Here is a 19768-nt window from a genome sequence, read left to right on the forward strand (position 1 = left end):
CAGGCACCCAACATCTGTGGAGACGCATCGAGACAACGTCTCATGTTGTTGGCTATTGGAACCTTCCAATAGGATTTCCATTAAGTGGCTACGCGGCGCACTCCCGTGCCGGGTTGATTCGCGCATCGGTAGATTGAGGTGTTGGTCCCAGCTGGCTTGGCATTTTCAAACTTCTTGATCGGCGCACTTGTCGTCGCCGCCCTCTATTTCACGCGTGAAATCCTCGTTCCGATCGCAGTCGCCATCCTCTTGAGTTTTGTCTTGTCGCCCCTTGTGAGGGCATTCCAGCGCATGAAAGTGCCGCGGTCGATAGCGGTGCTCAGTGCGGTCAGCCTGGCGCTGGCCATCGCCCTCAGTCTTGCGGCGATGGTGATGATCGAGGTCAACCAACTCGCGAGCGACCTGCCGCGCTATCAATCTACGTTGGGCGAAAAAATCCTTAACCTGCGGGACAGGATTGGCAGCGTAGGCGTGCTCAAGAACGCCTCCAGCCTGTTGAAGAACCTGGACAGGGAGCTGAAGTCGCCTGGAAGTGGCGATGCTGAAACGGCGAAGCCATCGTTGTCGGACGGCCCGGCAAAAACGCCTATCCCGGTCGAAGTCCATCAGCCAGACCCGGGCGCGTCGGAGGCACTGATCGCCATGCTGCGACCACTCGCAGCTCCCTTCACCACCACCGGAATCGTGGTGATCTTCCTCATCTTCTTCCTTTTTCAGCGGGAGGATCTGCGCGACCGGTTCATCCGGTTGCTCGGCAGCGAGGATTTGGAGCGCACCACGGCGGCGCTCGATGACGCAGGGCAACGGTTAGGCAGGCTGTTCGTGACCCAACTCATTCTGAATGCGACTTTCGGCGTCGTGATCGGACTGGGCCTGGCCGTCATCGGCGTCCCGAGCTCGCCGCTATGGGGACTTCTGGCTAAGATCCTTCGGTTCGTGCCCTACATCGGCGCGATCCTCGCTGCCGGCTTGCCAATTGCCTTGGCCGCCGCGGTCGGGAGCGACTGGACCATGACCTTGTGGACGATCGCCTTGTTCGCAGTGGTGGAACCGCTGACCGGCCATGTTGTAGAGCCGCTGGTCTGTGGGCGAAGTGCCGGCCTGTCCCCGGTCGCCGTGGTCGTGGCCGCATCGTTCTGGACCTGGCTCTGGGGACCCTTGGGGCTTCTGCTCTCCACTCCGCTGACGCTGTGTCTGGTCGTGTTTGCCAGGCACGTCGACCGTCTCCAGTTTATCGACGTCATGCTGGGAGACCAGCCGGCGTTGACTCCGCAGCAGACCGCATACCAGCGCATGCTGACGGGCGATCCGATTGACGCGATCGAACAGGCACGGTCGTTCCTGAAGAAGGGGACCGCTTTGGCCTATTACGAAGAAATCCTGCTGGGCGCCCTGAGATTGGCTGAGGCCGATGCCGCCCAGGGCCGGCTTGACGACGTCAGGCTCGAGAATATCCACGAGACGGTTTCCGAAATCATCGAGGATATCGCCGCGCACGAGACCGCTGAGGGGAGCGCGAGTGCGGAAGCGCCCGCCAGGAAGGGGAAGATCGTCAACATCGACGCGCGCAAGCTGGGCAAGCCGGTTTTCTGCATACCCGGACTGGGTCGGCTCGACGATTGCGCCGCGCTGATTGTCGCAGATGCGTTGAAACGTGAAGGATTCAACGCCCGTGTTTCCGGTGCCGATACCGAGATTGACGCCGGCAACGCAGAGACGATCTGCGTCTGTTTTCTGGAGGAGGTATCGGAGGCGAGGTCGTCGTTCACGGTTCGCAAGTTCTCCCGACGGGCAGCTTCGGCCAGGATCATCGTTTGCCGGTTGGGAAATTTCGAAGCGGACAAGGAGCAGCGGAGTGATGATGTAGCGCCGCAGTCGCTCGCGACCGTGATCGCCGCCGTAGCCAAGAGTGCCAGCGTCAAAACGCGTCGGGAACAATAGGCAATGTCCGAGAGTTCAGGTTTGGCACAGCAAGGAATCAAGGTCATGCAACAGACGGCCAATCGATCGCTCCGAGAGCTACAGCGCGAGACCGAACAGACGCGCGAAGGTCTGACCCAAACGGTAGATCAGCTCAAAGCGAGCGTAACCGACACCGCGAGCGAAATTCGCCAGCGCATCAGTCCGGAAAACATAAAGGCGGAGGTCACGAGCTACGTCCGCTCCAAAGGCGAAAGCATGTTGGAGGACATAACGGCGGCCGCGCGCCGCAACCCGATGCAGGCGGTGGCCGTGGGCGCAAGCCTCGCCTATCCGCTTTTCAGGTTCGCAAGGGCTATTCCCTTGCCCGTGCTGATGGTCGGTGCGGGAATCTTTTTCGCCGGCACAAAGAGCGGCCAATCGATCACCCAAAAAGCCTCCGACATGGCCTCCGATCTCTCGGACGAACTCGGCCGGCGTGGCCAGGATATGTCGGCACAGGTTGGAGAGGCTGTCAGCTCGGCAACGGGTGCGGTTTCGGATGCCGCCGGACGCGTTAGCGACGTGCTGTCCGCGGGCGCGGACCAGGTTCGCCGCACCGCAACGTCCTCGACGCCGGAGCTCAGTCTGGCAGACCGGCTAAGGGACTCGGCCGCCTCGGCAGGCGACGCGATCAATACGAGTGTCTCCGATATGAAAGACAGTGCGTCTGAAGTGGCTGGTTCCGCGATGGATTCGTCGCGTGATATCGCCGCTGGTGCAGCCGCCGCCACGCGAAGCGCCGCCTCGTCGGCGGCGAATGCGGGGCTGGAAGCGGCCCGGGATGTTCGGGACAGGGCAGCGGATTATTCCAATCGCGCCGGAAAGACCATGTTGGATACGATCCAGCAGAATCCACTTCTGGTCGCCGGCGTGGGCCTGTTGGTCGGAGGTCTGATTGCGAGTGCGCTTCCCAAGAGTGAGTTGGAGGAAGATCTCGTCGGAGACGCAGCCGCGGCCGCCAGAAGGCGGGCGAGCGAGGCGGCTTCCAAAGGCTTCGACGCTGCCAAGGGCTTAGCGGGCGAAATTTTTGAAAACGTGGCGCGGCAGGCCGGCGCGGAAGGCCTGACCCCGGACAAGCTGGACGAGTCGGCAAGCGAGATCCTGCAACGCGTCAGGCGCGTGGCGGAAAGCGCTGTCACGACCGCGTTCGATCCGGACAAGACACCCCATTCACATACCGGCGGAGGAAACTGACATGGCTGACCTCATTGGAACTGCACATCAAGGCACGTCGTCTTCCGGCCAGGACTCCGCAAGAGCGAAGTTTGACGACGCGGTTGCGTCAACGAAAAGTTTGAGCGAGCAGGCCATGTCGGCTGGCCGAGACCTCACCGACAAGGCGAAGGATCTTGCTGAAAGCTCGACCGACGCCATCAAGGGCCAAGCCTCCGATCTCGTCGATGCGGCCAAGGATGTTGCATCTCAGGCTACTGACAAGCTCAAGGACGCGGTCAACAGTCAAAAATCGTCCGGCGCGGAATACGTCGGCAACCTGGCGGATACAATGCGGCGCGCGGCACGGGAGTTCGATACGGATCTACCGCTCGCGGGCACCTACATCCGGAAGGCGGCCTCCCAGATCGAGGGAGTTTCTGATCACATCCGCAACGGCAACCTGAACGACGTGGTCCGGAAAGCGCAATCCTTTGCGCGCCGTCAACCCACGGCCTTCCTTGGGTTGGCGGTCCTGGCGGGTTTTGGAGCCGTTCGGTTCCTCAAGAGCTCCTCCAGTGACGACGGCCCGAGTTCGCAAGCCCTGAGAACGGACAGCCGCTCCTCCGCAGCAGACAACCGAGGGTACCGCGATGACTTCTCGAACTGATCGTTCGATCCCGGATCTGTTCAGCGATGCGGTCGGTCAGCTTGCAAAGCTGATCGGAAACGAATTTGCGCTGGCTCGCGCCGAACTGTCCGAAAAGGCCGGGCAGGCCGGGAGAGCTGCCGCAATGATGGGTGCTGGGGCAGTCATCATGATTCCAGCGCTTGTCCTGCTGTTGTTTGCCGCGGCGGCTGCCCTCATACAAGGCGGTTTTTCGGAGCCCATCGCATATCTCGTCGCCGGTGGCGGCGCAGCGGCCTTATCGATCGCCCTCATCGTGGTGGGCCTTAACCGCCTGTCGGGCGATGCGCTTTCGCCCACTGTGCTGATTGAAGAAGTCGAGCGAGACAAAGCGGCAGCGAGGGAGATGGTTCGATGACCGACATTACTGAAAAAGGCTCGGACTTTATCAAGGACCTCGGCAACGCAGCGCGCCGTAATCCAATCTCTGCGGCCCTCATCGGAATGGGACTGGTCTGGCTGTTCGCCGGCAAATCCGGAGGTGCACCTGGCGATATTCTTCAGAAGACCGGCCTCGATCGCCTGCCGGACGCGGCAAGGAATGCGATGAGCGCCACACAAGACCGCGTTGTATCTGCTGCCGACACGCTCCGTGAGACCGGCAGCGACGGTATTGAAACCGCGACCCGCATGGCCTCGGAGTACGCAAAGGCCCTGCCGGATTCTGCCGATGTTCTTGGCACGGTGCGGGGCAATCTGACCGATCTGTTCAAGGCACAGCCCCTGGCATTGGGCGCCATTGGATTGGCCATCGGCGCCGGCATCGCCGCGGCCTTGCCGAACACCGAGATCGAAAAATCATACCTTGGCGAAACCAGCGACACCCTGAAAAGCAAGGCTGCCGAAATCGCCGGCCAGCAGATCGACAAGGCGGCCACGGTTGCAGCCACCGTCGTCGAAACCGCGTCGGACGAAGCGCGCAGGCAGGGCCTCACGATCGATGACGCAAAGGCGGCGATGGACGCCCTTTCAGGCAAGGTCAGCCGCATGGTCGATGCGGCGGGAAAGAGCGCGTCGCAAAGCGCAACATGAACTGCAAGTGCGATCGTTAGTAAACGAGGAGAGAAAAATGAACGGTATAATTTATCTGGTTGGATTGGTCGTCGTCATCCTGGCCGTATTGTCGTTCTTCGGGCTGCGCTGACATGGTGAAACAGATTGAACCCGGCGCGACTCCCATGGGAGTCCCCCCGGGGTATTTGAACTGGACACCGGCGATCCTGGGTGCGCTGGTGGCAACCGCTCTGTCGTCGATCCTGTTGGCGTTCGGCGCGACCATCGGGTTGGGGATTTCGTCGACGGCGCCAACGTGGCGGGACGCGTCCGCCGCACTTTGGATCTTGTCGGGACTCTATCTCATTATCCAGGCCGCACTGAGTTTCGGCGTGGGAGGTTACATTGCGGGGCGAACGAGTGTCGCGCCGGCGGCTTTGGATGCTGACGAAATTGAACATCGCGACGGCTTGCATGGCCTCGCTGCCTGGGCGCTTGCCGTCGTTCTCGGGGTGGCGCTTGCGGCGTTGCTTGGAAGCGCGTCCCTGACACGGTCCAACAGCAACATGCCCTCGGCACGAACCAGCGCTGCAGAGCCGCTGTTGAGCTATGAGATCGACCGGTTGTTCAGGCCATTGCGCCGCGCCGCGAACGTGGACCTTTCGCAGGAGCGGGCGGAGGCCGGACGAATCCTCCTAACATCGTCGAGCCACTCGGGAATGAGCAGTGAGGACCGGTCCTATCTGGCGCAACTCATTGCGGCGAATACCGGCCTTGCCGGGCCGGAAGCCGAAAAACGGGTCGATGGCGTGATCGCAAATTCTCGGGCCGCGATAGCCAAATCTCGCCGGAGCTCGGTGATCCTCGCGTTCTCCGTCGCCGCGGCTCTGTTGTTGGGTGCTGTCATCGCATGGGCAGCGGCCGGTATAGGCGGACGCCACCGTGACGGTGCGCCGATGCCGCATTGGATGGGCGCTCGCGGGTCTGGAGTTGCGTATCGACGCGAAGCCGTGTGAACGGGCGGGGTGAGGTGGATCGGATGAGAACCCCCAACCTCGCCCCCGATGCCGTATTGATCCCATGTCCAAAATGCAAGGCGTGGCCGATGGCGTTGAACATCGTCAAGCCGTCCTGGTCGTCTCGGCCGATAATTCAGTTTATGTGTCCGAAATGCCATTTTACTTCCGAGTTAGAAAGGCGCGGATACGCGAGATCGGGCTCCGACTAATCCTTGCGCCGCCCATTCTCATATCGCGCGGCGGCAAGGCACGAGACGAGGCACTCGAGAGCAAAGCCATGTCCGAGGTGTACAAGATTAAGGCTGCCGCCCCAAGCACACCGCCGAAGTGACGCACTTGCACAAAATGGAAGGTTCCAATTATGTTGCGGATTTAACGCGCTTAGGAAAAATCGGCAATCCCGTCCCGTTTCTTGATCGTAACCAGATGGACCAGAAATCATCCTGCCCTTAGCTTTCACCACTATTCTCGGTCTCGGTTGCGGGGCGTAGCGTGAATTTTCAGATCACAGTCTTGAAGGTCTTAGCAGGACACCCTGAAGGGCGCGCCTCGCTTGCGGACCTTAAGAAATACGTTGCGGTTCTCACTTGTAGCGGCGCAGATTGGTCACAAAGGATGAAGAAGCTGGCCGCACGCGCGCCTGGATTGGATATTTTCTCCAGCGGCTACGTGCTACGAGACCCCAGCGGGTGGCAGATATCGGAGAAAGGCCGTGATTTTCTAATCATGATTGAAACGCCATCGGCCGAACCGCTTATCGCGCCGGTCGCGTTTACGCCACCGGTGGATTCCGAAGCGACGGACCTTCCGGCGAATGTTGTTCAATTGGTAGGTCATAAGATCCAACGCCGGCGCCGGCGCGCCGCTGCTTGAAATTGGGCAATTAGGTCGCCGCGTTCGGGTCGATCTATGCGAAAAGTGCTCGCGGACGAGTCCGCGACCGGCTCTGTCGAGTGCCTTTTCAATCCCGGTGTGTCGTTTCCCAATCTTTGCAGCCATCACCGGCTCTTCGAAAGCTGCGCCGCTTTCAAGTAGCGCAGGTTCGAGTGGCTGTTCGGCGCCGGTATCGCAGCGGCATCCTGGCCTCACGCGCCGGCGTCATTTACCGTGCAATCTTGCCTACCGCGTCCAAGCGGCGCATCGGTATGGGGTTGTTCGGCCCACCAATTGTTCGGCGCACCGTTGTGTCAGTTCGCTCGGGATGCCGCCCCGCAAAGGGACGCGGCGGCCTTCGATCCGGTCCCGGTTCAACTTCGACGCTGATCCGCGAGTTCCTTATAGGTAGCGAATTATCCAGCGCAACCGACCATGGGCAGATGCGTGTCAACGTGCGGACTGGACGTGCTGAAGCATCTGAGCGTTTCTCGCAGGCTCGGTTCTAGCCGATCGCCCATCGGCGACGACTTTGGCACCTCCGACCCAAGCAAGAATATATGCGCGGTAAAATTACGACTAAAACGCCCGCCGCGCCGTTGCCCGAGCTGCGCTGTAGTTCGCAGACGCAACCGATCAGACCATGGCCAACGTTAACGTCACCGCCGTCAGGCGTTTCGCCAGTGCGAACATCCTGCCAAGCAAAATTTGGTATCCGCCCATAACGGCAAACAGCGCCCAACTAGCCCGATCGATACAATCGCATTTTCGGTGGAAAGGACGAGCGGTACCGCACAAGATACTCTGCCAACCGAAAAGTCGATGCTGCGGCAGACGTTGCCGGAGTTAAGCCGCCGTTATTGCAGATAGTTCGTCGTGCTTTGTCTTCAGGCTGTCGACGTTCAAGCCCGTGGCCTCAATTGCCAATTTGACGGCCTCGCCGAGGTTGCTCGCGATCAGATCAGCTTTTGCTGCCTCGCGGAGCCGCTCCAACTCTGCCTGATCAATGTCCTTAAGCCAGCAGCACAGAATTATGGCTGCTTTCGGCAATTTTCGACGAAGACGTCGAACGGCATAGCGCATATGAGCGGGTCCAGTTCCATCCAAATAGACCAGGTATACTATCGAGACACCGTCTGTCTGGAGCCGAAAGATATTGGAGGTTGTCAGCGCTTCGGGTCCCTCGGCGCGAGCCGTCAGCCCGTGTGCCGTAGAGAGCTGCGCCAGCATAATGGCGGCGGCTTCATCAATTAGACTACGCCCACCCATGCATAAAATCGGACATTCGCTCTGCCATTCGCCTGGAAGATCCTCCTTGCTGACGATTGGCAGGTTTGCGTATGGCGCGTCTTCAGCCACGCTCTCTACCGCCGAGGTCGCTTCTGCGTCCGAAGTTGAGCGGACTTTTGGCGCCGGACGATCGTCCTGATCAGAAAGGTTGTTGGCAAACTCGATTGCCGCATCTCTAATTTTTGTCAAACGTTCCTGATCGAGAGCGCCGCGTTCCGCGTCAGCTTGAGCCAATTGTAAGCCCTTCAACGCTACTTCATCGTAATAGGAACTAAGGGATCTCTCCTTCAAGAACTCTTCCGCCTTATCGGAAGCTTCGGTTGGATCTCCCGCAAGCATCCGCTGATAGAAAATCTCAGGTGGGGAAAGCGCGGGCCGGTCACCAAACATTACGTCAAGAAATGCTAAGCGTTCCACATGCCGGCCGAGCACCACTAGGCAGACAGTTAAGGGAGTCGCCAACACCAGTCCAATTGGACCCCAAAGCGCGGTCCAAAACGTTGCAGACGCGACAACGGCTACTGGGGAGAGCCCGGTGCTGTGACCATAGACCATTGGCTCGATCACGTGCCCAACAATCGGCTCCACTATAAGAAAGAGGCCAAGAGTCCAGAGCAGCATCGACCACGTCGGATCCACGGCAACGGCAAGAGCCAGTGGAAAGGCCGCGGCGATAGCTGCGCCGATGTAGGGCACGAATCGCAAAACCGCCGCTAAGATTCCCCAGAGGATGGCACTTGGAACACCTATGAACCAAAGGCCAGCGCCAATGACTACGCCGAACGCTCCGTTCAACAGGAGCTGGATTAAGAAGAGCCGACTGAGGCGCCTGGCGGCGTCGTCGAGTGCTGCTGTTGTGCGTTGCAGGTCATGCGACCCTGCGAGCCGAATGAGCCGATTACGGAGGTCCTCCCGTTGAAGCAAGATGAAAATCACAAAAATGATAATGATACCCGTCGTAGCGAGTGGGTGCAGGAGTGGCGAGATTAACGCCTGCAAACTCTCCAGAGCGCCTGGATCCGGCTGCCGTACCTCTACGGGCACTGGAGTAAGTGGCGCTTTGGGGTTGACCATCGTATTCGCACCGAGTGCGGACCCGGCGTCTTTCGGCTTATCGAGTTCTTTGCTCAAGTCCTTCAACATCCCGGAGGCGCGTTCGAGGGTGCCCCGGCCAGCCGTGGTATCCCGAAATAGTTGGATCTTATCACTTATCGTAGATTGATAACGCGGCAACTCACTTGCGAGTTGCGTTAATTGCGATGCGAGGAGGCTGCCTATTGCAAAGAGCAACGCAAAGGCGAGGACGACGACGCTTACGACCGCGATTGCGCGGGGAACGCGGGTTCGTTGAAGCAATCCCACGAGGGGAGCCAGGACAAAACTAAGCAGAATTGCCAGCGCAATCGGGATGACGATGTCGCGTCCAAAATAGAGCGTCATCACGATGATTACAGCCAGAACCGCGGTCGCTACCGCACTTTGCAGCGCAATCAATTCCTCTGAGGTACGCGCTTTGAATGGCTGATTGGCCATTTTGACCTCTGTTTAACCCGGGACGACTGGACCGAGTTTCGGTGCATTTTGTATCCTGCTGAACTTTTCCGATGAGGCGGCCAGAACAATGTCTTCGATGACGGATGCTACTGCGCCGGTTGTCGTTTGACGGACCGTACCCCTGTTGCAGGGACTCCAATGAATACTGTGCGCCATGCGGGCCAATTGCCGGCCTTGATTCAAAAAAGTTGAGAAAGTGCTCTCTCTGCGGTGGGCTATGGTCATCGGGGCGCTCGCAGTGCATGCACGATATCCTGAAAGACCAGGGAGATGTTGCAGCGCAGGTTGAACGAGCAAAACTGTCCTTCGTTCCTGTGCCTGGAGGGGCAATCGCGCGTTAGAAGAGATGAAAGAGGTGCGGCGTCCTAGGTCGGGGAAACGTTCTCGAACCGCCGCGTTTGTTCCTGCTAGGCTACCGCATGATCCCATCGTGGCGGTCAGAATCAGTTACGCTGCTGCTACGCACTCTGGAGGGCGTACGTCATGGACACCGAGAAGAAATCGAGCGAACAGACTACGGAAGAGCCCAAGAGGGATATCGGCGAGATCGTTGGCGAATTGGTGGTCAGCGGAGCCACCGTGTTGGCGCACACAGCGGCCGAGGCCGTGGTCAAACGTGTGAGGAAAGCGACGGCGAAAACCGCCCCGGTAAAAGCCATAACAAAGGTCGTGAAGAAGGCAAAAAAGTCGTCTAGCGCATCAAAGGTCGCTAAGAGCAAGAATAGGTCCAAAGCGAAATCAGGTGCGAAGAGAGCCGGCAAGAAGGCTAGTAAGAAGGCTGGTAAGAAATCAGCCACTAAGAAAACGAAGAAGACGTCGAAAAAGTCAAAACGCTGAAGGAGAATGCTGTGGCTAAGAAAGCTAAGAAATCCGTTACCAAGCAGGTAGTCAAGGCCGCGAAGTCGATGGCTAAAAAGGCAAAGAAAGCTGTCAAGAAAATGATGCCTAAGAAGACAAAAAAGGCGAAGAAGAAGAAGTCCAAGCGCTGATGATCCGATGGATTGATTTGGAAAGTAACCGGGCGGCGTTTGGACAGGAGCAATCCTACGCCGCCCGGCCTTGGAGGATTGTCTCCATGGCTAATCGAGGCCGCTTTTTTCGGAGTTGGCTTGTTTTTCAAGGTGGCTTTCGGGTCATCTGACACTCTCTGCTCAAAGCGCGGACGTAAAATTTGCGCCTAATCGGCAGGCGCCTGCATGGTTGGGCTGCAATTGCCACGCTCTGCCATCGACTTTTAACTCCGGCGCAGCCAAGGCTGAGGCATGGCAAAACGGCACCGATCTCTCGCTCTTTTCATCGTTTTGGTTGTCGGTATCGGCTGGGCGGTCGGCGCTACCAACTTGCCGGGTGCATGGTATGCCGGGCTGCATAAGCCACTTTTCAATCCGCCAAATTGGATCTTCGCCCCGACCTGGACGGTCCTCTATGTGATGATCGCGGTGGCGGGGTGGCGAACCTATCTGCAAGACGATGCGACCGCTCTGCCAATGCAGCTCTGGCTAGCGCAAATGATCTTGAATTTTCTTTGGTCGCCAATCTTCTTCACGCTTCACCATATGACGTTCGCCCTTGCAATTATCCTGACCCTATTGGCCGTCATTGTGAGTTTTATCTGGGTGCAATGGCATGAGAATCGAGTGGCCGCTGCCTTGTTTATTCCCTATGCGGGTTGGGTCGCCTTCGCTTCCCTTCTCAACTATTCCCTTTACCGGCTCAACTGACGTCGCCTGGCCCGGAACTCGTGAGATTCCGAAAACTATGCCGGCAGAGTAATAATGGGCCGGTTGGACGTGAATATGAACGGCTGTTCAATAACTTACGCCAATTTAATGTCGCACATCGGAACGTAAGATATGCGCATCAATTAGCACTCCACATGTAACTGGAGTGTTCAAATGAATAAGTTAGCTATCATATTTGCCGTCGGTGCAGCAGCGCTGCTCGGCGGTTCTGCCGCAAATGCTGCGGACAATACGGCGAAGGCGAAAGCGTCAACCGTCGTAACGCAGCAGTCTACCGATATCAGTTCTCAGCGTCGGCATTATCGCCACTACGGACATCGTGGCTATCGTCCGTATTACGGCAACAGCTACGGCTATTACGCCCCCCGTCCCTACTATAGTGGCGGATACGGCGGCGGACCGTACTATGGCAGAGGCTATGGTTATGGTGGCCCGAGCGTTTCGTTTGGCTTCGGCGGTGGGCCGGGCTGGTATTAACAACAAGAAGCCCGCAGTGATGCGGGCTTTTTCTTTGCCGCGAAAGATAATCACCGGCCCTGGCAGAGTTATAGGCGTGAATGTTCGACCTGCTGATGCATCCACGCGACCATGTTTTGATGCTCTTATTCATGCAGTGTATCACGGACATTGGCAGCGTTATCCACACTAAGTCTTCGACCGCCGTCCCGTATCCTTATTGAGTGGGCCTTTTCGTTCCTTCCGCAGGTCCTTCGGGCAGCGGGTTCTGGTCCCGGTAGCGGCTCGGGCCGCACGTCTGCGCCCCGCTGTGCCTTCTGGCTCGGCGTGGCGTTCTCTCTAAACTGATTGGGTTGAGGACTGCCGCATTGGTAACTGGGTCGTACGCTCCGACGCGCTTGTCGGTAAAATCGCGCATAAGTATCTCCTTTAGCGCTTAACGGAGTGAAAGGGACTGGGTTCTGTCCTTACCGCGCGACGAAAAGCATAGAGGCGACGATCGAAATACCAATGAACAAAGTAGAGCCGATGAGCCACCAGGCATGCCCCAGCCCTGTAGTGCGTTGTCTTTCCTTTGTCGGGCGAATCTCGTGAGCGGCGGCCAATCGGACCTGCGCTGCGGTGTTAGGAGTTCCACCGGCTTCATCGTCGGTTCCGAGGGGAGCGGCAGCGGGGTCCGTTGCGTCGACCTTGCCGCTGCCCTGGTCGATTGCAATGCGCAATTGCTCAGTAGTCTCTATCGGCTTTTTTGGGTCGACCTTGTGACCAGTTTGAGGGGAAGCAGTGGACGCTCGCTTATCCTGCATGGTGTCTGTCATGCACGACAACTAAGACATCGTCTAAAAGTTGCTCCAAGCCGTCCACGCCTCAACTGCGGCAAGAGCGGTAGTCGAGGTGCGTCGTATCCGTCGTAACAGGGCGCACGCACGGGGATAGCCGACCACGAATAAGGATAGCCCCGTCCCGCTTGCAGTCTCGCGCCCGGTACGCAGGAACGTTTTCCCTAGTGCGAATGTTGGATGTACAGGGTTTTGGAGAAGATATGCAAAAAGCGCGCAATCCTAGTCCGGATCTTGGACTGGGTACGACAGTGCTAGCGGGAATGGGTGGAACCGTTTTACTAGCGGTGCTTTTTCTACTTTTTTCTTCAAGCGGGTCCCACAACGCCGACAAATTCGATCCGAAGAAGATGGTGAGCTACTCGATGCGTCCCACCACCCCTCCTATAGCGTTGCCTAATAGATGATGCCTGTTAATTCTGTTCATCCCCATAGCCGTTGCGATTGCCCCTCCGGCAGCCCGCGAGTGATCTAGTTGAGGCTCACGAGACTTTTCGTTTTTACCGTCCATTATCGGCACTGGTGTTCGAGAGCGGCCGACATCCCGGGCAAAGAGCGAGCTCCGTTTACGTTAAGAAAATCGACAGTCAGCGTGAACATCACGGCTGGTCCAAGACCGACGACTGGTAACCGAATCGTTAAGCAACTTCGGCGCCCTCCCTTCGTTACATCCGCTCACAAAGGAGAGTGATCATGGATAAGGACCGCATTGAAGGTGCCGCAAAGCAGGCAAAGGGCACGATCAAAGAAACTGTCGGTAAGGTGACGGGCGACAGTAAGACCGAAGCCGAAGGAACTGCAGACAAGGCTGAGGGCAAGGTGCAGAATACCGTCGGTGGCATCAAGGATAAGGCTCGCGAAGTGCTCAACAAGTAAATTATCGACCCTGGGTCGTTGGAGGCCGGACGTATGGGGGTTAATCCCGTACGCCGGCTTTTTTGCAACGCTAAGCACCCGGCCACTTTCAAAACCCCTTCTTCTTGCTCTTGTCGAATCTGTCGAACTTCCAAGTCCAGTACGGGCGGTCTGGATAGCGCTTCCTCCTGGGCAGCTTTACGATCGGTAGTCGCTGCTCGCTACCGTCGGCAAAGGTCTTGACGATGAAGCGCTCCTCACCCTCCTGAACGATCTCGATACTGAGGGGAGTTTTCGCCATACCCATCAAGTGCAACGATCGCATGATCGTTCCTAGATCATACTCAGAGTAACGGGGCCGTCCAGGATCGCCTGCCGATTTGACCGGATGAACACGCTTGCCAAAGCCTGCCAGACTCTAAAACGAGATATCAGACGGAACGAAATTCAAAACGGTTCGCACCAATCTAAATTGAGTGGTCCCTCAACTTCGCGGGACCAGTAATCTATGCTGAGGCGCATCAGGAGCCGCCCAACGCAGCCAAAATTTGCAGTGGCCGCTTTGTCAGAGCGGTAGTTCCATAACCACTCATTACGCGAATCCCGCCTACCTGTCGGATCACAGACGGTGGTACTCAGCATCAGCGACGCCAGCTCAGCAAAGTGTCGGCACTGACGCAGCCATCCGTCCCAAGGTTCGCGGTCGTGACCGGCCATCTCGGCCATGCGGATGTCCGTCAAGTAACTTGCGGCTGATATCTGTGAATATCTGGTCGAACTGCATTGCACGACGTCAGTTCTGGCGGTAACCGTGGGGCCTTGCAGGGATATTCACTCTTACGGATGAGGAAGGGAATGCCTTGCAACAATGCCCCAAACTCCTGTTCTTTGCTCCGCCGTCGATCCGACCGCGCGTGGGCCTATATCTTTAGTCTGTCCCGAGCAGCTATCTCCCAATCCTAATAACCCCCGCAACCACACAAGAGCGCAAATTCGCGCGATTGCAAAAAGCATTGAGACCTTCGGGTTCAACGCTCCGATACTGGCCGACAAGGACGGATGCATCCTGGCTGGGCACGGTCGCGTTGAAGCAGCAAAGCTGCTCGGTCTAACCAAAGTACCAATCATTTTCTTGCATCATTTGTCCGACGCGGAAGCCAGGGCATATATGCTTGCGGACAATAAGCTGACCGACAGATCGAGCTGGAACGAAGCAACGCTGGCCGTACAGTTGAAGGAACTTACCGACCTCGCGCTCACGTTTGACATTGAGGCGACTGGGTTTGAACTTCCCGAGATCGACTTTCGTATTCAATCACTTGAGCCAATCGACACAGTTGACGGAAGCGATGATTTTAAACTCGCAAGCGGACGGCCAACGTGCTCGCTGGGCGAGATTTGGCAACTCGGAGAACACCGTATACTTTGCGGAAACGCCCTAGATGACCTTTCCGGGCTCTTCGGAACCGAAAAGGCGACAGCTGCGTTTACCGACCCGCCCTACAATGTGAGGATTGATGGCCATGTGAGTGGCAAGGGTGCGGTACAACATCGGGAATTCCCAATGGCGACTGGGGAGATGTCGAAGGCCGAGTTCGCCTCATTTCTAGCGTCAGCCGTCTCCAGCATTTGCCGGCACACCATACCTGGCGCCCTAATCTATACGTGCATGGATTGGCGACACATGTCGGAGATCCTAGCGGCGGGTCAGTCGTCGGGTTGCGAACTGCTTAACGTCTGCGTCTGGGTCAAAAGCAACGGCGGTATGGGGTCGCTCTACAGATCGCGTCACGAACTTTGCTTCGTTTACCGTAACGGTGCAGAACCGCACTTGAATAATGTCCAGCTTGGGCGATTTGGACGCAATCGCACGAACGTTTGGAACTACCCTGGCGGCAATGCTTTCGCGAGAAGAGGATCTCTACGCAATCTCGAACACCATCCGACGGTGAAGCCCATTTTGATGGTCGCCGACGCAATCCAGGACTCGAGCAACCGCAACGACCTTGTCTTCGATCCGTTTCTGGGAAGCGGCACCACACTTCTGGCAGCCGAACGCATCAACCGCCGCTGTTTCGCAGTAGAACTCGATCCGCTTTACGTAGATACGACCATTAACCGATGGCAGCGGATGACCGGAAGGAAAGCCCACAACCAGTTGGGTGAGTCTTTCGCGGTCATCAAATCCAGGCGGAGCAACGTCAATGACTGACGGAGCGGACGAGTACTCGGTGGGCTACGCCAGGCCTCCTGGAGCGACGCGTTGGAAGAAAGGCCAAAGCGGAAATCCGAACAAAAAGCCGAAAGCACACGACGCTCCCGAAGGTTTAGCCAAAATCATCGACCGACTGCTAAATGACCCAGTCAAGGTCGTGATCAACGGTGTTCCTCGGAAGATGTCTGCGCTCGAAGCGATAATTCAACATTTGACGCAGAAATGGCTATCGGGCAATGAACGCGCCCTGCACGTCTTGCTCGAGTATCGGGATCACTTCCAGCATCGCCAAGCCTCAAGGCCAACAAAGGTCGTCGTTCTTGAAGACGGCTCGAATGCAGCAACACCGCTTCACCAAACCAGAGAATAGCATGGCGAACTACAACGTTGGATACGGAAAGCCACCTACCCATTCGCGATTTAAGCAGGGCGTTTCTGGCAACCCAAAGGGACGGCCTAAACGCGAACCGATAGATTCTGCCGGCACAATTACCGGTGTCCTCAATGCTCCGATAGATTACCGCGAAGATGGCAAGATCAAGCAAGTGTCCCGCCAAGAGCTAGGCACAAAACTACTAGTTCAGCGCGCGATGACCGACGTATCGGCGGCGGCGGCGTTGCTGAAGGCCCGTATCAAGGCTGGCAGAGGCGGTGACGACGCCGAAGCCCTGATCGTAGAGGTTTCAGGTTGGTGGTCTGAACACGAGGGTCAGGACTTAAAGAGCCGACAGGGTAATCTCGCCCAGAACGACTTGGAACCGCTCGGACATGCTAAAGAGGAGGGATAAACCAAATACCGTCCAAATTTCGATCGACCCGCTCCACGCTGGTCAATCGAAAGCCCTTGCCACTTTTCGAGGCCATCGCTTCAAGGCACTCCGGTGTGGTCGCCGTTTCGGCAAGACTGAACTGGCCAAGGGATGGATCAAGCATGGCCTGATCCTCGGGCAGGAATGTGCCTGGCTTTCACCGCAGCACAAGACGTGGTCGGAGGTCTACTCCGAGCTCATGTCCGACATGGCCCCGATCATCGCGACCACATCGAAGAGCTCCGGCGTGATGAAATTCATCACTGACGGTCGTTTAGACTTTTGGACCTTAGAGAACCGAATTGCAGGCCGCGGGCGTCGTTACCATAGGGTAGTTATCGACGAAGCGGCTTTTGGAAAAAATGGGGACAACAAGACCGACGGGTCCACGATGGAGATCTGGGAGAAATCCATCAAACCGACCCTTTACGATTTCGGCGGCGAGGTTCTCATTTGCTCCAACTCAGCCGGCAAGAATCCTGACAATTTCTTCTATAACATCTGTACGGATCCTCAGTACGGGTTCAAGGAAGTCCACCACTCGACCATGGATAACCCGCTGCTACCAAAGCGGATGCAGAACGAGACCGTGGAAGACTGGCTGACCCGTAGAGAGGCGTACCAGGATGACCTCAAGAAGAATAACGATCCCTTGGTATATGCGCAGGAGTATCTCGCAGAATTTGTCGATTGGTCCGGCGTTGCCTTCTTCAGCCGCGATAAGCTCCTTGCGAATGGGCAACCAGTACCCTACCCCGCTCATTGCGATGGAGTGTTTGCAGTTATCGATACGGCCTCCAAGACAGGGACCGAAAACGACGCAACCGCCGTAACTTACTTCGCCACCGATCAACACTCGGATCGACCACCGATCACGATTCTGGATTGGGACGTCGCTCAGATTGAAGGCGCGATCTTGGAGCATTGGCTACCTTCGGTATTCAAACGACTCGAAGAACTGGCACGCAAATGCGGCGCGAGAAGTGGTGCGCTTGGTGCGTGGATTGAGGACAAGAATTCTGGGACGATCCTGCTTCAACAAGCGCAGCGGCGGGATATGGCCGCTCACGCAATAGAGTCCAAATTAACGTCCTTAGGAAAGGACGAACGCGCAATGTCAGTTTCTGGCTACGTGTATCGGGGACAGGTCAAATACTCGGAGTATGCTTTCAACAAAGTGACCGAGTACAAGCGCAAAGTGCGTAACCACTTACTCGATCAAGTGGAAAGCTTCCGGATCGGGGGCAAGGATAGCGATCGCGAAGACGATTTGCTGGACACTTTTTGCTATGGAATTGCGATCTCGCTCGGGAACAGCGAAGGCTTTTGATTTTTCCTGCTACCTCATCTGACGGCCATTTTCGACGACCACACAGGGGACATCACTATCGGTCCCAAGAGGTCCTCTTATTGAGCACAGGTCGACACGGCCGGTAACGATTGCCGGGCAACCAACTTGGTCTGCGCCGGGAGTAGCCTTACACTGCAGTAAGACCCTTCTGAAATCACGTGCCGCATCGTCGGTGACAAGCGGGACTTTTATGGCATTGCGCGCCTGCCCCGGATTGGACCTCGCCTGGATTGCGTCCAGCTGACTTGGAAAGAGCCACTCCAAATTGCCATCGGGCAAATATGAACCTCTCATGGAAACCCGGGCTTGGGTCGCAGCCAGGCTCTTGGCATCCAGCGCAAATGTCTCGAAGGAAATCGCCTTGTATCCTCGGGCAGCATCGGATTTCCGATCGATGACTTCTTGGGCCTTTCGCGCGGCTGCTACCAAGACATTCTGACGGCATTGCTGCCGTTTGAGTTCAATCTGCTCAAGCAGGCGCGGCTGACGATCCTGTTCCAGCTTTCGTTGATGCATGTCATTGAGTAGCAGAATTGGGTTCAATACTGAAGTTGGAGCAACCGGAGTAAGTTTGGAAGCCTCCGCATTCTCCCTTTCGGCTTGCCGGTCACAACTTAGAAATGCCTCGGCTTGAGCTGCGTCTTGCTGTGTTGATCTGCTGTCGTTGCAAAGCCCTATCGATGGGGCGAGTAGAGCAGCAATTGTCAAAAGGCCCGGCACGCCGAGCCGGACGGATGTTACCGCTCTGACTGCTACGATACGGCACTGGCTGAAGCGATTGGCAGTCGGCTTTCGCACTCCTGTCGGATCATCGAGATGCTGTCTCGAGTTACGTTGATTGCTCATTATTGCCGCTACCCTCCCGCCCGAAGTCACGCGAAGATAGCTCACTCACGCCAGAATATCCAATTTTGGGATAATCCTATTCCGGGATCAGATTGCCTACCGCCGAATCTTTGGCCTGGCGGTGCATGCAAAAGTCCCTCAAATCGGCGGAATACACCCGTTTAGTTGCGCTACTTGTCGCAGTGCGGAAAGACGCCGGCGTTCGCCAGCACACTTTGGCCAAGAAGCTCGGACGACCCCAGTCCTTCATAGCCAAGTATGAAGGTGGCGAGCGCCGTATCGATGTTGTTGAGTTCGTCGCCATTGCTCGCGCCTTGGGCGCCGATCCGGTCAGGCTCTTTCGCGACTTTACCGCTGAAAAGCCCGCCAAAACTGAACGAAAAGCCGGCTAGTCCCCTCGTTATATCCGACCGTGGAGTTGCGTCGAATTCGCTCGACTTCAGCGGCCACCAGAGCGTCACTGTTCCCATAATTGGAGAACGAGATGGCCAAGCCTGTTTTCAACGATGCTGTTATCGCTTGCCTTGATGAGATGCATTCGCGGCTATCCGAGGCCGCCCGGATAGCGAAAGCCGCCCAGGCCTGCGCACAGGCCGGTAGCGCCTCCGAGGCAGTGACGATTTCGATGGATATCGAGCAATTGATCTATGAGGCGGGGCGCCTTCACGATGCCGCTTCGCTCCTGAACAGGCTTTCGCAGGACTGAGAGTACTTCGGCCGCTCTTGCCCGGCTTCTGAGCCGGGCTTGTGTCAGTGGCAGCACAAGATGCTGTCGTTGAAACGATGGAGAGCCAAATGGCCACCCGTAACGCAAAGCCGAAATCAAAAGCCTTAAAGTCTCAGACCGGCCGATCAGCTCCCAAGGCGGGCAGCACCACCAAGACGGCGGCCTCGAAAGCGAAGGAGGCATCAACCGGCTCTTCCAAACAGGGAGCCGTGCTTGGCCTTCTGCGCCAGCCCAAGGGCACGACAATTGATGCGATCATGAAGGCAACGGGTTGGCAGCAGCACTCCGTGCGCGGCTTCTTTGCCGGAGTGGTAAAGAAGAAGCTGAAGCTGAACCTCACGTCGGAGAAGGTGGACGGCGCCCGCACATACCGGATCGGCAAGGCGGGTTAGGCCTC

Annotated in this window: 23 protein-coding genes; 19 read left to right on the forward strand and 4 right to left on the reverse strand. The window is 57.1% G+C overall.

The genetic code is table 11. From position 1 onward, the window contains the following. Window positions 1-156: 156 nt before the first annotated feature. From JQ629_RS22720 to JQ629_RS22750, 7 genes are all read left to right on the forward strand, one after another. Entirely contained in the window at window positions 157-1941 is a 1785-nt protein-coding gene (locus tag JQ629_RS22720) for an AI-2E family transporter (RefSeq protein ID WP_212414536.1), read from the forward strand. Window positions 1942-1944: 3 nt separating this feature from the next. After that, window positions 1945-3156, forward strand: coding sequence for a DUF3618 domain-containing protein (locus JQ629_RS22725; protein WP_212414537.1), 1212 nt, complete (start codon window positions 1945-1947; stop codon window positions 3154-3156). Between the two features lies 1 nt (window position 3157). Then, on the forward strand, window positions 3158-3784 hold the full coding sequence (locus tag JQ629_RS22730) for a YtxH domain-containing protein (protein ID WP_212414538.1): 627 nt from the start codon (window positions 3158-3160) through the stop codon (window positions 3782-3784). Next, a complete protein-coding gene (locus tag JQ629_RS22735) occupies window positions 3768-4160 on the forward strand; it encodes a phage holin family protein (protein ID WP_212414539.1) in 393 nt (130 codons plus the stop codon). The genes JQ629_RS22730 and JQ629_RS22735 overlap by 17 nt, the downstream gene beginning before the upstream one ends. Further along, window positions 4157-4834: a hypothetical protein gene (locus tag JQ629_RS22740; RefSeq protein ID WP_212414540.1), complete on the forward strand. Its 678-nt coding sequence runs from the start codon at window positions 4157-4159 to the stop codon at window positions 4832-4834. The genes JQ629_RS22735 and JQ629_RS22740 overlap by 4 nt, the downstream gene beginning before the upstream one ends. A gap of 113 nt (window positions 4835-4947) precedes the next feature. Next, the gene (locus JQ629_RS22745; RefSeq protein WP_212414541.1) at window positions 4948-5811 is read left to right on the forward strand and encodes a hypothetical protein; all 864 of its coding nucleotides are present in this window, start codon (window positions 4948-4950) and stop codon (window positions 5809-5811) included. Between the two features lie 495 nt (window positions 5812-6306). Next, on the forward strand, window positions 6307-6687 hold the full coding sequence (locus tag JQ629_RS22750) for a hypothetical protein (RefSeq protein ID WP_212414542.1): 381 nt from the start codon (window positions 6307-6309) through the stop codon (window positions 6685-6687). Window positions 6688-7533: 846 nt separating this feature from the next. Here the strand turns inward: JQ629_RS22750 and JQ629_RS22755 are convergent. Next, on the reverse strand, window positions 7534-9510 hold the full coding sequence (locus JQ629_RS22755) for an AI-2E family transporter (protein ID WP_212414543.1): 1977 nt from the start codon (window positions 9508-9510) through the stop codon (window positions 7534-7536). 504 nt (window positions 9511-10014) lie between these two features. Here JQ629_RS22755 and JQ629_RS22760 point away from each other — a divergent pair. Continuing rightward, window positions 10015-10368 (forward strand): hypothetical protein, encoded by a 354-nt coding sequence (locus tag JQ629_RS22760; RefSeq protein ID WP_212414544.1) that lies wholly within the window; start codon window positions 10015-10017, stop codon window positions 10366-10368. Here JQ629_RS22760 and JQ629_RS22765 read toward each other — a convergent pair. Beyond that, window positions 10328-10675 (reverse strand): hypothetical protein, encoded by a 348-nt coding sequence (locus tag JQ629_RS22765; RefSeq protein ID WP_212414545.1) that lies wholly within the window; start codon window positions 10673-10675, stop codon window positions 10328-10330. The genes JQ629_RS22760 and JQ629_RS22765 overlap by 41 nt on opposite strands. Before the next feature lie 118 nt (window positions 10676-10793). Between JQ629_RS22765 and JQ629_RS22770 the strand changes: the two genes are divergently transcribed. Beyond that, the gene (locus JQ629_RS22770; RefSeq protein ID WP_212414546.1) at window positions 10794-11252 is read left to right on the forward strand and encodes a TspO/MBR family protein; all 459 of its coding nucleotides are present in this window, start codon (window positions 10794-10796) and stop codon (window positions 11250-11252) included. A 174-nt stretch (window positions 11253-11426) separates the two neighbouring features. After that, window positions 11427-11750, forward strand: a complete 324-nt coding sequence (locus JQ629_RS22775; protein ID WP_212414547.1) for a hypothetical protein — start codon at window positions 11427-11429, stop codon at window positions 11748-11750. A gap of 446 nt (window positions 11751-12196) precedes the next feature. Here JQ629_RS22775 and JQ629_RS22780 read toward each other — a convergent pair whose 3' ends face one another. Further along, window positions 12197-12547, reverse strand: a complete 351-nt coding sequence (locus JQ629_RS22780; protein WP_212414548.1) for a hypothetical protein — start codon at window positions 12545-12547, stop codon at window positions 12197-12199. 714 nt (window positions 12548-13261) lie between these two features. Between JQ629_RS22780 and JQ629_RS22785 the strand changes: the two genes are divergently transcribed. After that, a complete protein-coding gene (locus tag JQ629_RS22785) occupies window positions 13262-13444 on the forward strand; it encodes a CsbD family protein (protein WP_211996206.1) in 183 nt (60 codons plus the stop codon). An 88-nt stretch (window positions 13445-13532) separates the two neighbouring features. Here the strand turns inward: JQ629_RS22785 and JQ629_RS22790 are convergent, their stop codons facing one another. Then, window positions 13533-13748, reverse strand: coding sequence for a hypothetical protein (locus JQ629_RS22790; RefSeq protein ID WP_212414549.1), 216 nt, complete (start codon window positions 13746-13748; stop codon window positions 13533-13535). A 543-nt stretch (window positions 13749-14291) separates the two neighbouring features. Here JQ629_RS22790 and JQ629_RS22795 point away from each other — a divergent pair. The 8 genes from JQ629_RS22795 (at window position 14292) to JQ629_RS22830 (ending at window position 19763) form a co-directional block, all read left to right on the forward strand. Next, window positions 14292-15635: a site-specific DNA-methyltransferase gene (locus tag JQ629_RS22795; RefSeq protein WP_212414550.1), complete on the forward strand. Its 1344-nt coding sequence runs from the start codon at window positions 14292-14294 to the stop codon at window positions 15633-15635. Continuing rightward, window positions 15628-16008 (forward strand): DUF5681 domain-containing protein, encoded by a 381-nt coding sequence (locus JQ629_RS22800; protein WP_212414551.1) that lies wholly within the window; start codon window positions 15628-15630, stop codon window positions 16006-16008. Before JQ629_RS22795 ends, JQ629_RS22800 begins: the two co-directional genes overlap by 8 nt. A gap of 1 nt (window position 16009) precedes the next feature. After that, complete coding sequence (locus JQ629_RS22805) at window positions 16010-16426, forward strand: DUF5681 domain-containing protein (RefSeq protein WP_212414552.1); 417 nt, start codon at window positions 16010-16012, stop codon at window positions 16424-16426. Next, window positions 16407-17777, forward strand: coding sequence for a hypothetical protein (locus JQ629_RS22810; RefSeq protein WP_212414553.1), 1371 nt, complete (start codon window positions 16407-16409; stop codon window positions 17775-17777). Before JQ629_RS22805 ends, JQ629_RS22810 begins: the two co-directional genes overlap by 20 nt. Window positions 17778-18104: 327 nt before the next feature. Continuing rightward, window positions 18105-18326, forward strand: a complete 222-nt coding sequence (locus JQ629_RS22815) for a hypothetical protein (protein WP_212414554.1) — start codon at window positions 18105-18107, stop codon at window positions 18324-18326. A 443-nt stretch (window positions 18327-18769) separates the two neighbouring features. After that, the gene (locus JQ629_RS22820) at window positions 18770-19036 is read left to right on the forward strand and encodes a helix-turn-helix domain-containing protein (protein WP_212414555.1); all 267 of its coding nucleotides are present in this window, start codon (window positions 18770-18772) and stop codon (window positions 19034-19036) included. A 92-nt stretch (window positions 19037-19128) separates the two neighbouring features. Continuing rightward, the gene (locus JQ629_RS22825; protein WP_212414556.1) at window positions 19129-19350 is read left to right on the forward strand and encodes a hypothetical protein; all 222 of its coding nucleotides are present in this window, start codon (window positions 19129-19131) and stop codon (window positions 19348-19350) included. An 89-nt stretch (window positions 19351-19439) separates the two neighbouring features. Beyond that, window positions 19440-19763, forward strand: coding sequence for a DUF3489 domain-containing protein (locus JQ629_RS22830; RefSeq protein WP_212414557.1), 324 nt, complete (start codon window positions 19440-19442; stop codon window positions 19761-19763). Window positions 19764-19768 lie beyond the last annotated feature (5 nt).

The organism is Bradyrhizobium sp. AUGA SZCCT0222, from assembly GCF_018130205.1.
Classification (GTDB): Bacteria; Pseudomonadota; Alphaproteobacteria; order Rhizobiales; family Xanthobacteraceae; genus Bradyrhizobium.

Excerpts from the sequence above, each read along its gene's own strand:
- JQ629_RS22820 (WP_212414555.1), top strand. The coding sequence starts at position 18,770 with ATGCAAAAGTCCCTCAAATCGGCGGAATACACCCGTTTAGTTGCGCTA.
- JQ629_RS22830 (WP_212414557.1), top strand. The coding sequence starts at position 19,440 with ATGGCCACCCGTAACGCAAAGCCGAAATCAAAAGCCTTAAAGTCTCAG.
- JQ629_RS22825 (WP_212414556.1), top strand. The coding sequence starts at position 19,129 with ATGGCCAAGCCTGTTTTCAACGATGCTGTTATCGCTTGCCTTGATGAG.
- JQ629_RS22780 (WP_212414548.1), bottom strand. The coding sequence starts at position 12,547 with ATGACAGACACCATGCAGGATAAGCGAGCGTCCACTGCTTCCCCTCAA.
- JQ629_RS22775 (WP_212414547.1), top strand. The coding sequence starts at position 11,427 with ATGAATAAGTTAGCTATCATATTTGCCGTCGGTGCAGCAGCGCTGCTC.
- JQ629_RS22735 (WP_212414539.1), top strand. The coding sequence starts at position 3,768 with ATGACTTCTCGAACTGATCGTTCGATCCCGGATCTGTTCAGCGATGCG.
- JQ629_RS22755 (WP_212414543.1), bottom strand. The coding sequence starts at position 9,510 with ATGGCCAATCAGCCATTCAAAGCGCGTACCTCAGAGGAATTGATTGCG.
- JQ629_RS22725 (WP_212414537.1), top strand. The coding sequence starts at position 1,945 with ATGTCCGAGAGTTCAGGTTTGGCACAGCAAGGAATCAAGGTCATGCAA.
- JQ629_RS22770 (WP_212414546.1), top strand. The coding sequence starts at position 10,794 with ATGGCAAAACGGCACCGATCTCTCGCTCTTTTCATCGTTTTGGTTGTC.
- JQ629_RS22795 (WP_212414550.1), top strand. The coding sequence starts at position 14,292 with ATGCCCCAAACTCCTGTTCTTTGCTCCGCCGTCGATCCGACCGCGCGT.
- JQ629_RS22790 (WP_212414549.1), bottom strand. The coding sequence starts at position 13,748 with ATGCGATCGTTGCACTTGATGGGTATGGCGAAAACTCCCCTCAGTATC.
- JQ629_RS22785 (WP_211996206.1), top strand. The coding sequence starts at position 13,262 with ATGGATAAGGACCGCATTGAAGGTGCCGCAAAGCAGGCAAAGGGCACG.
- JQ629_RS22800 (WP_212414551.1), top strand. The coding sequence starts at position 15,628 with ATGACTGACGGAGCGGACGAGTACTCGGTGGGCTACGCCAGGCCTCCT.
- JQ629_RS22730 (WP_212414538.1), top strand. The coding sequence starts at position 3,158 with ATGGCTGACCTCATTGGAACTGCACATCAAGGCACGTCGTCTTCCGGC.
- JQ629_RS22810 (WP_212414553.1), top strand. The coding sequence starts at position 16,407 with ATGCTAAAGAGGAGGGATAAACCAAATACCGTCCAAATTTCGATCGAC.
- JQ629_RS22805 (WP_212414552.1), top strand. The coding sequence starts at position 16,010 with ATGGCGAACTACAACGTTGGATACGGAAAGCCACCTACCCATTCGCGA.
- JQ629_RS22745 (WP_212414541.1), top strand. The coding sequence starts at position 4,948 with ATGGTGAAACAGATTGAACCCGGCGCGACTCCCATGGGAGTCCCCCCG.
- JQ629_RS22740 (WP_212414540.1), top strand. The coding sequence starts at position 4,157 with ATGACCGACATTACTGAAAAAGGCTCGGACTTTATCAAGGACCTCGGC.
- JQ629_RS22760 (WP_212414544.1), top strand. The coding sequence starts at position 10,015 with ATGGACACCGAGAAGAAATCGAGCGAACAGACTACGGAAGAGCCCAAG.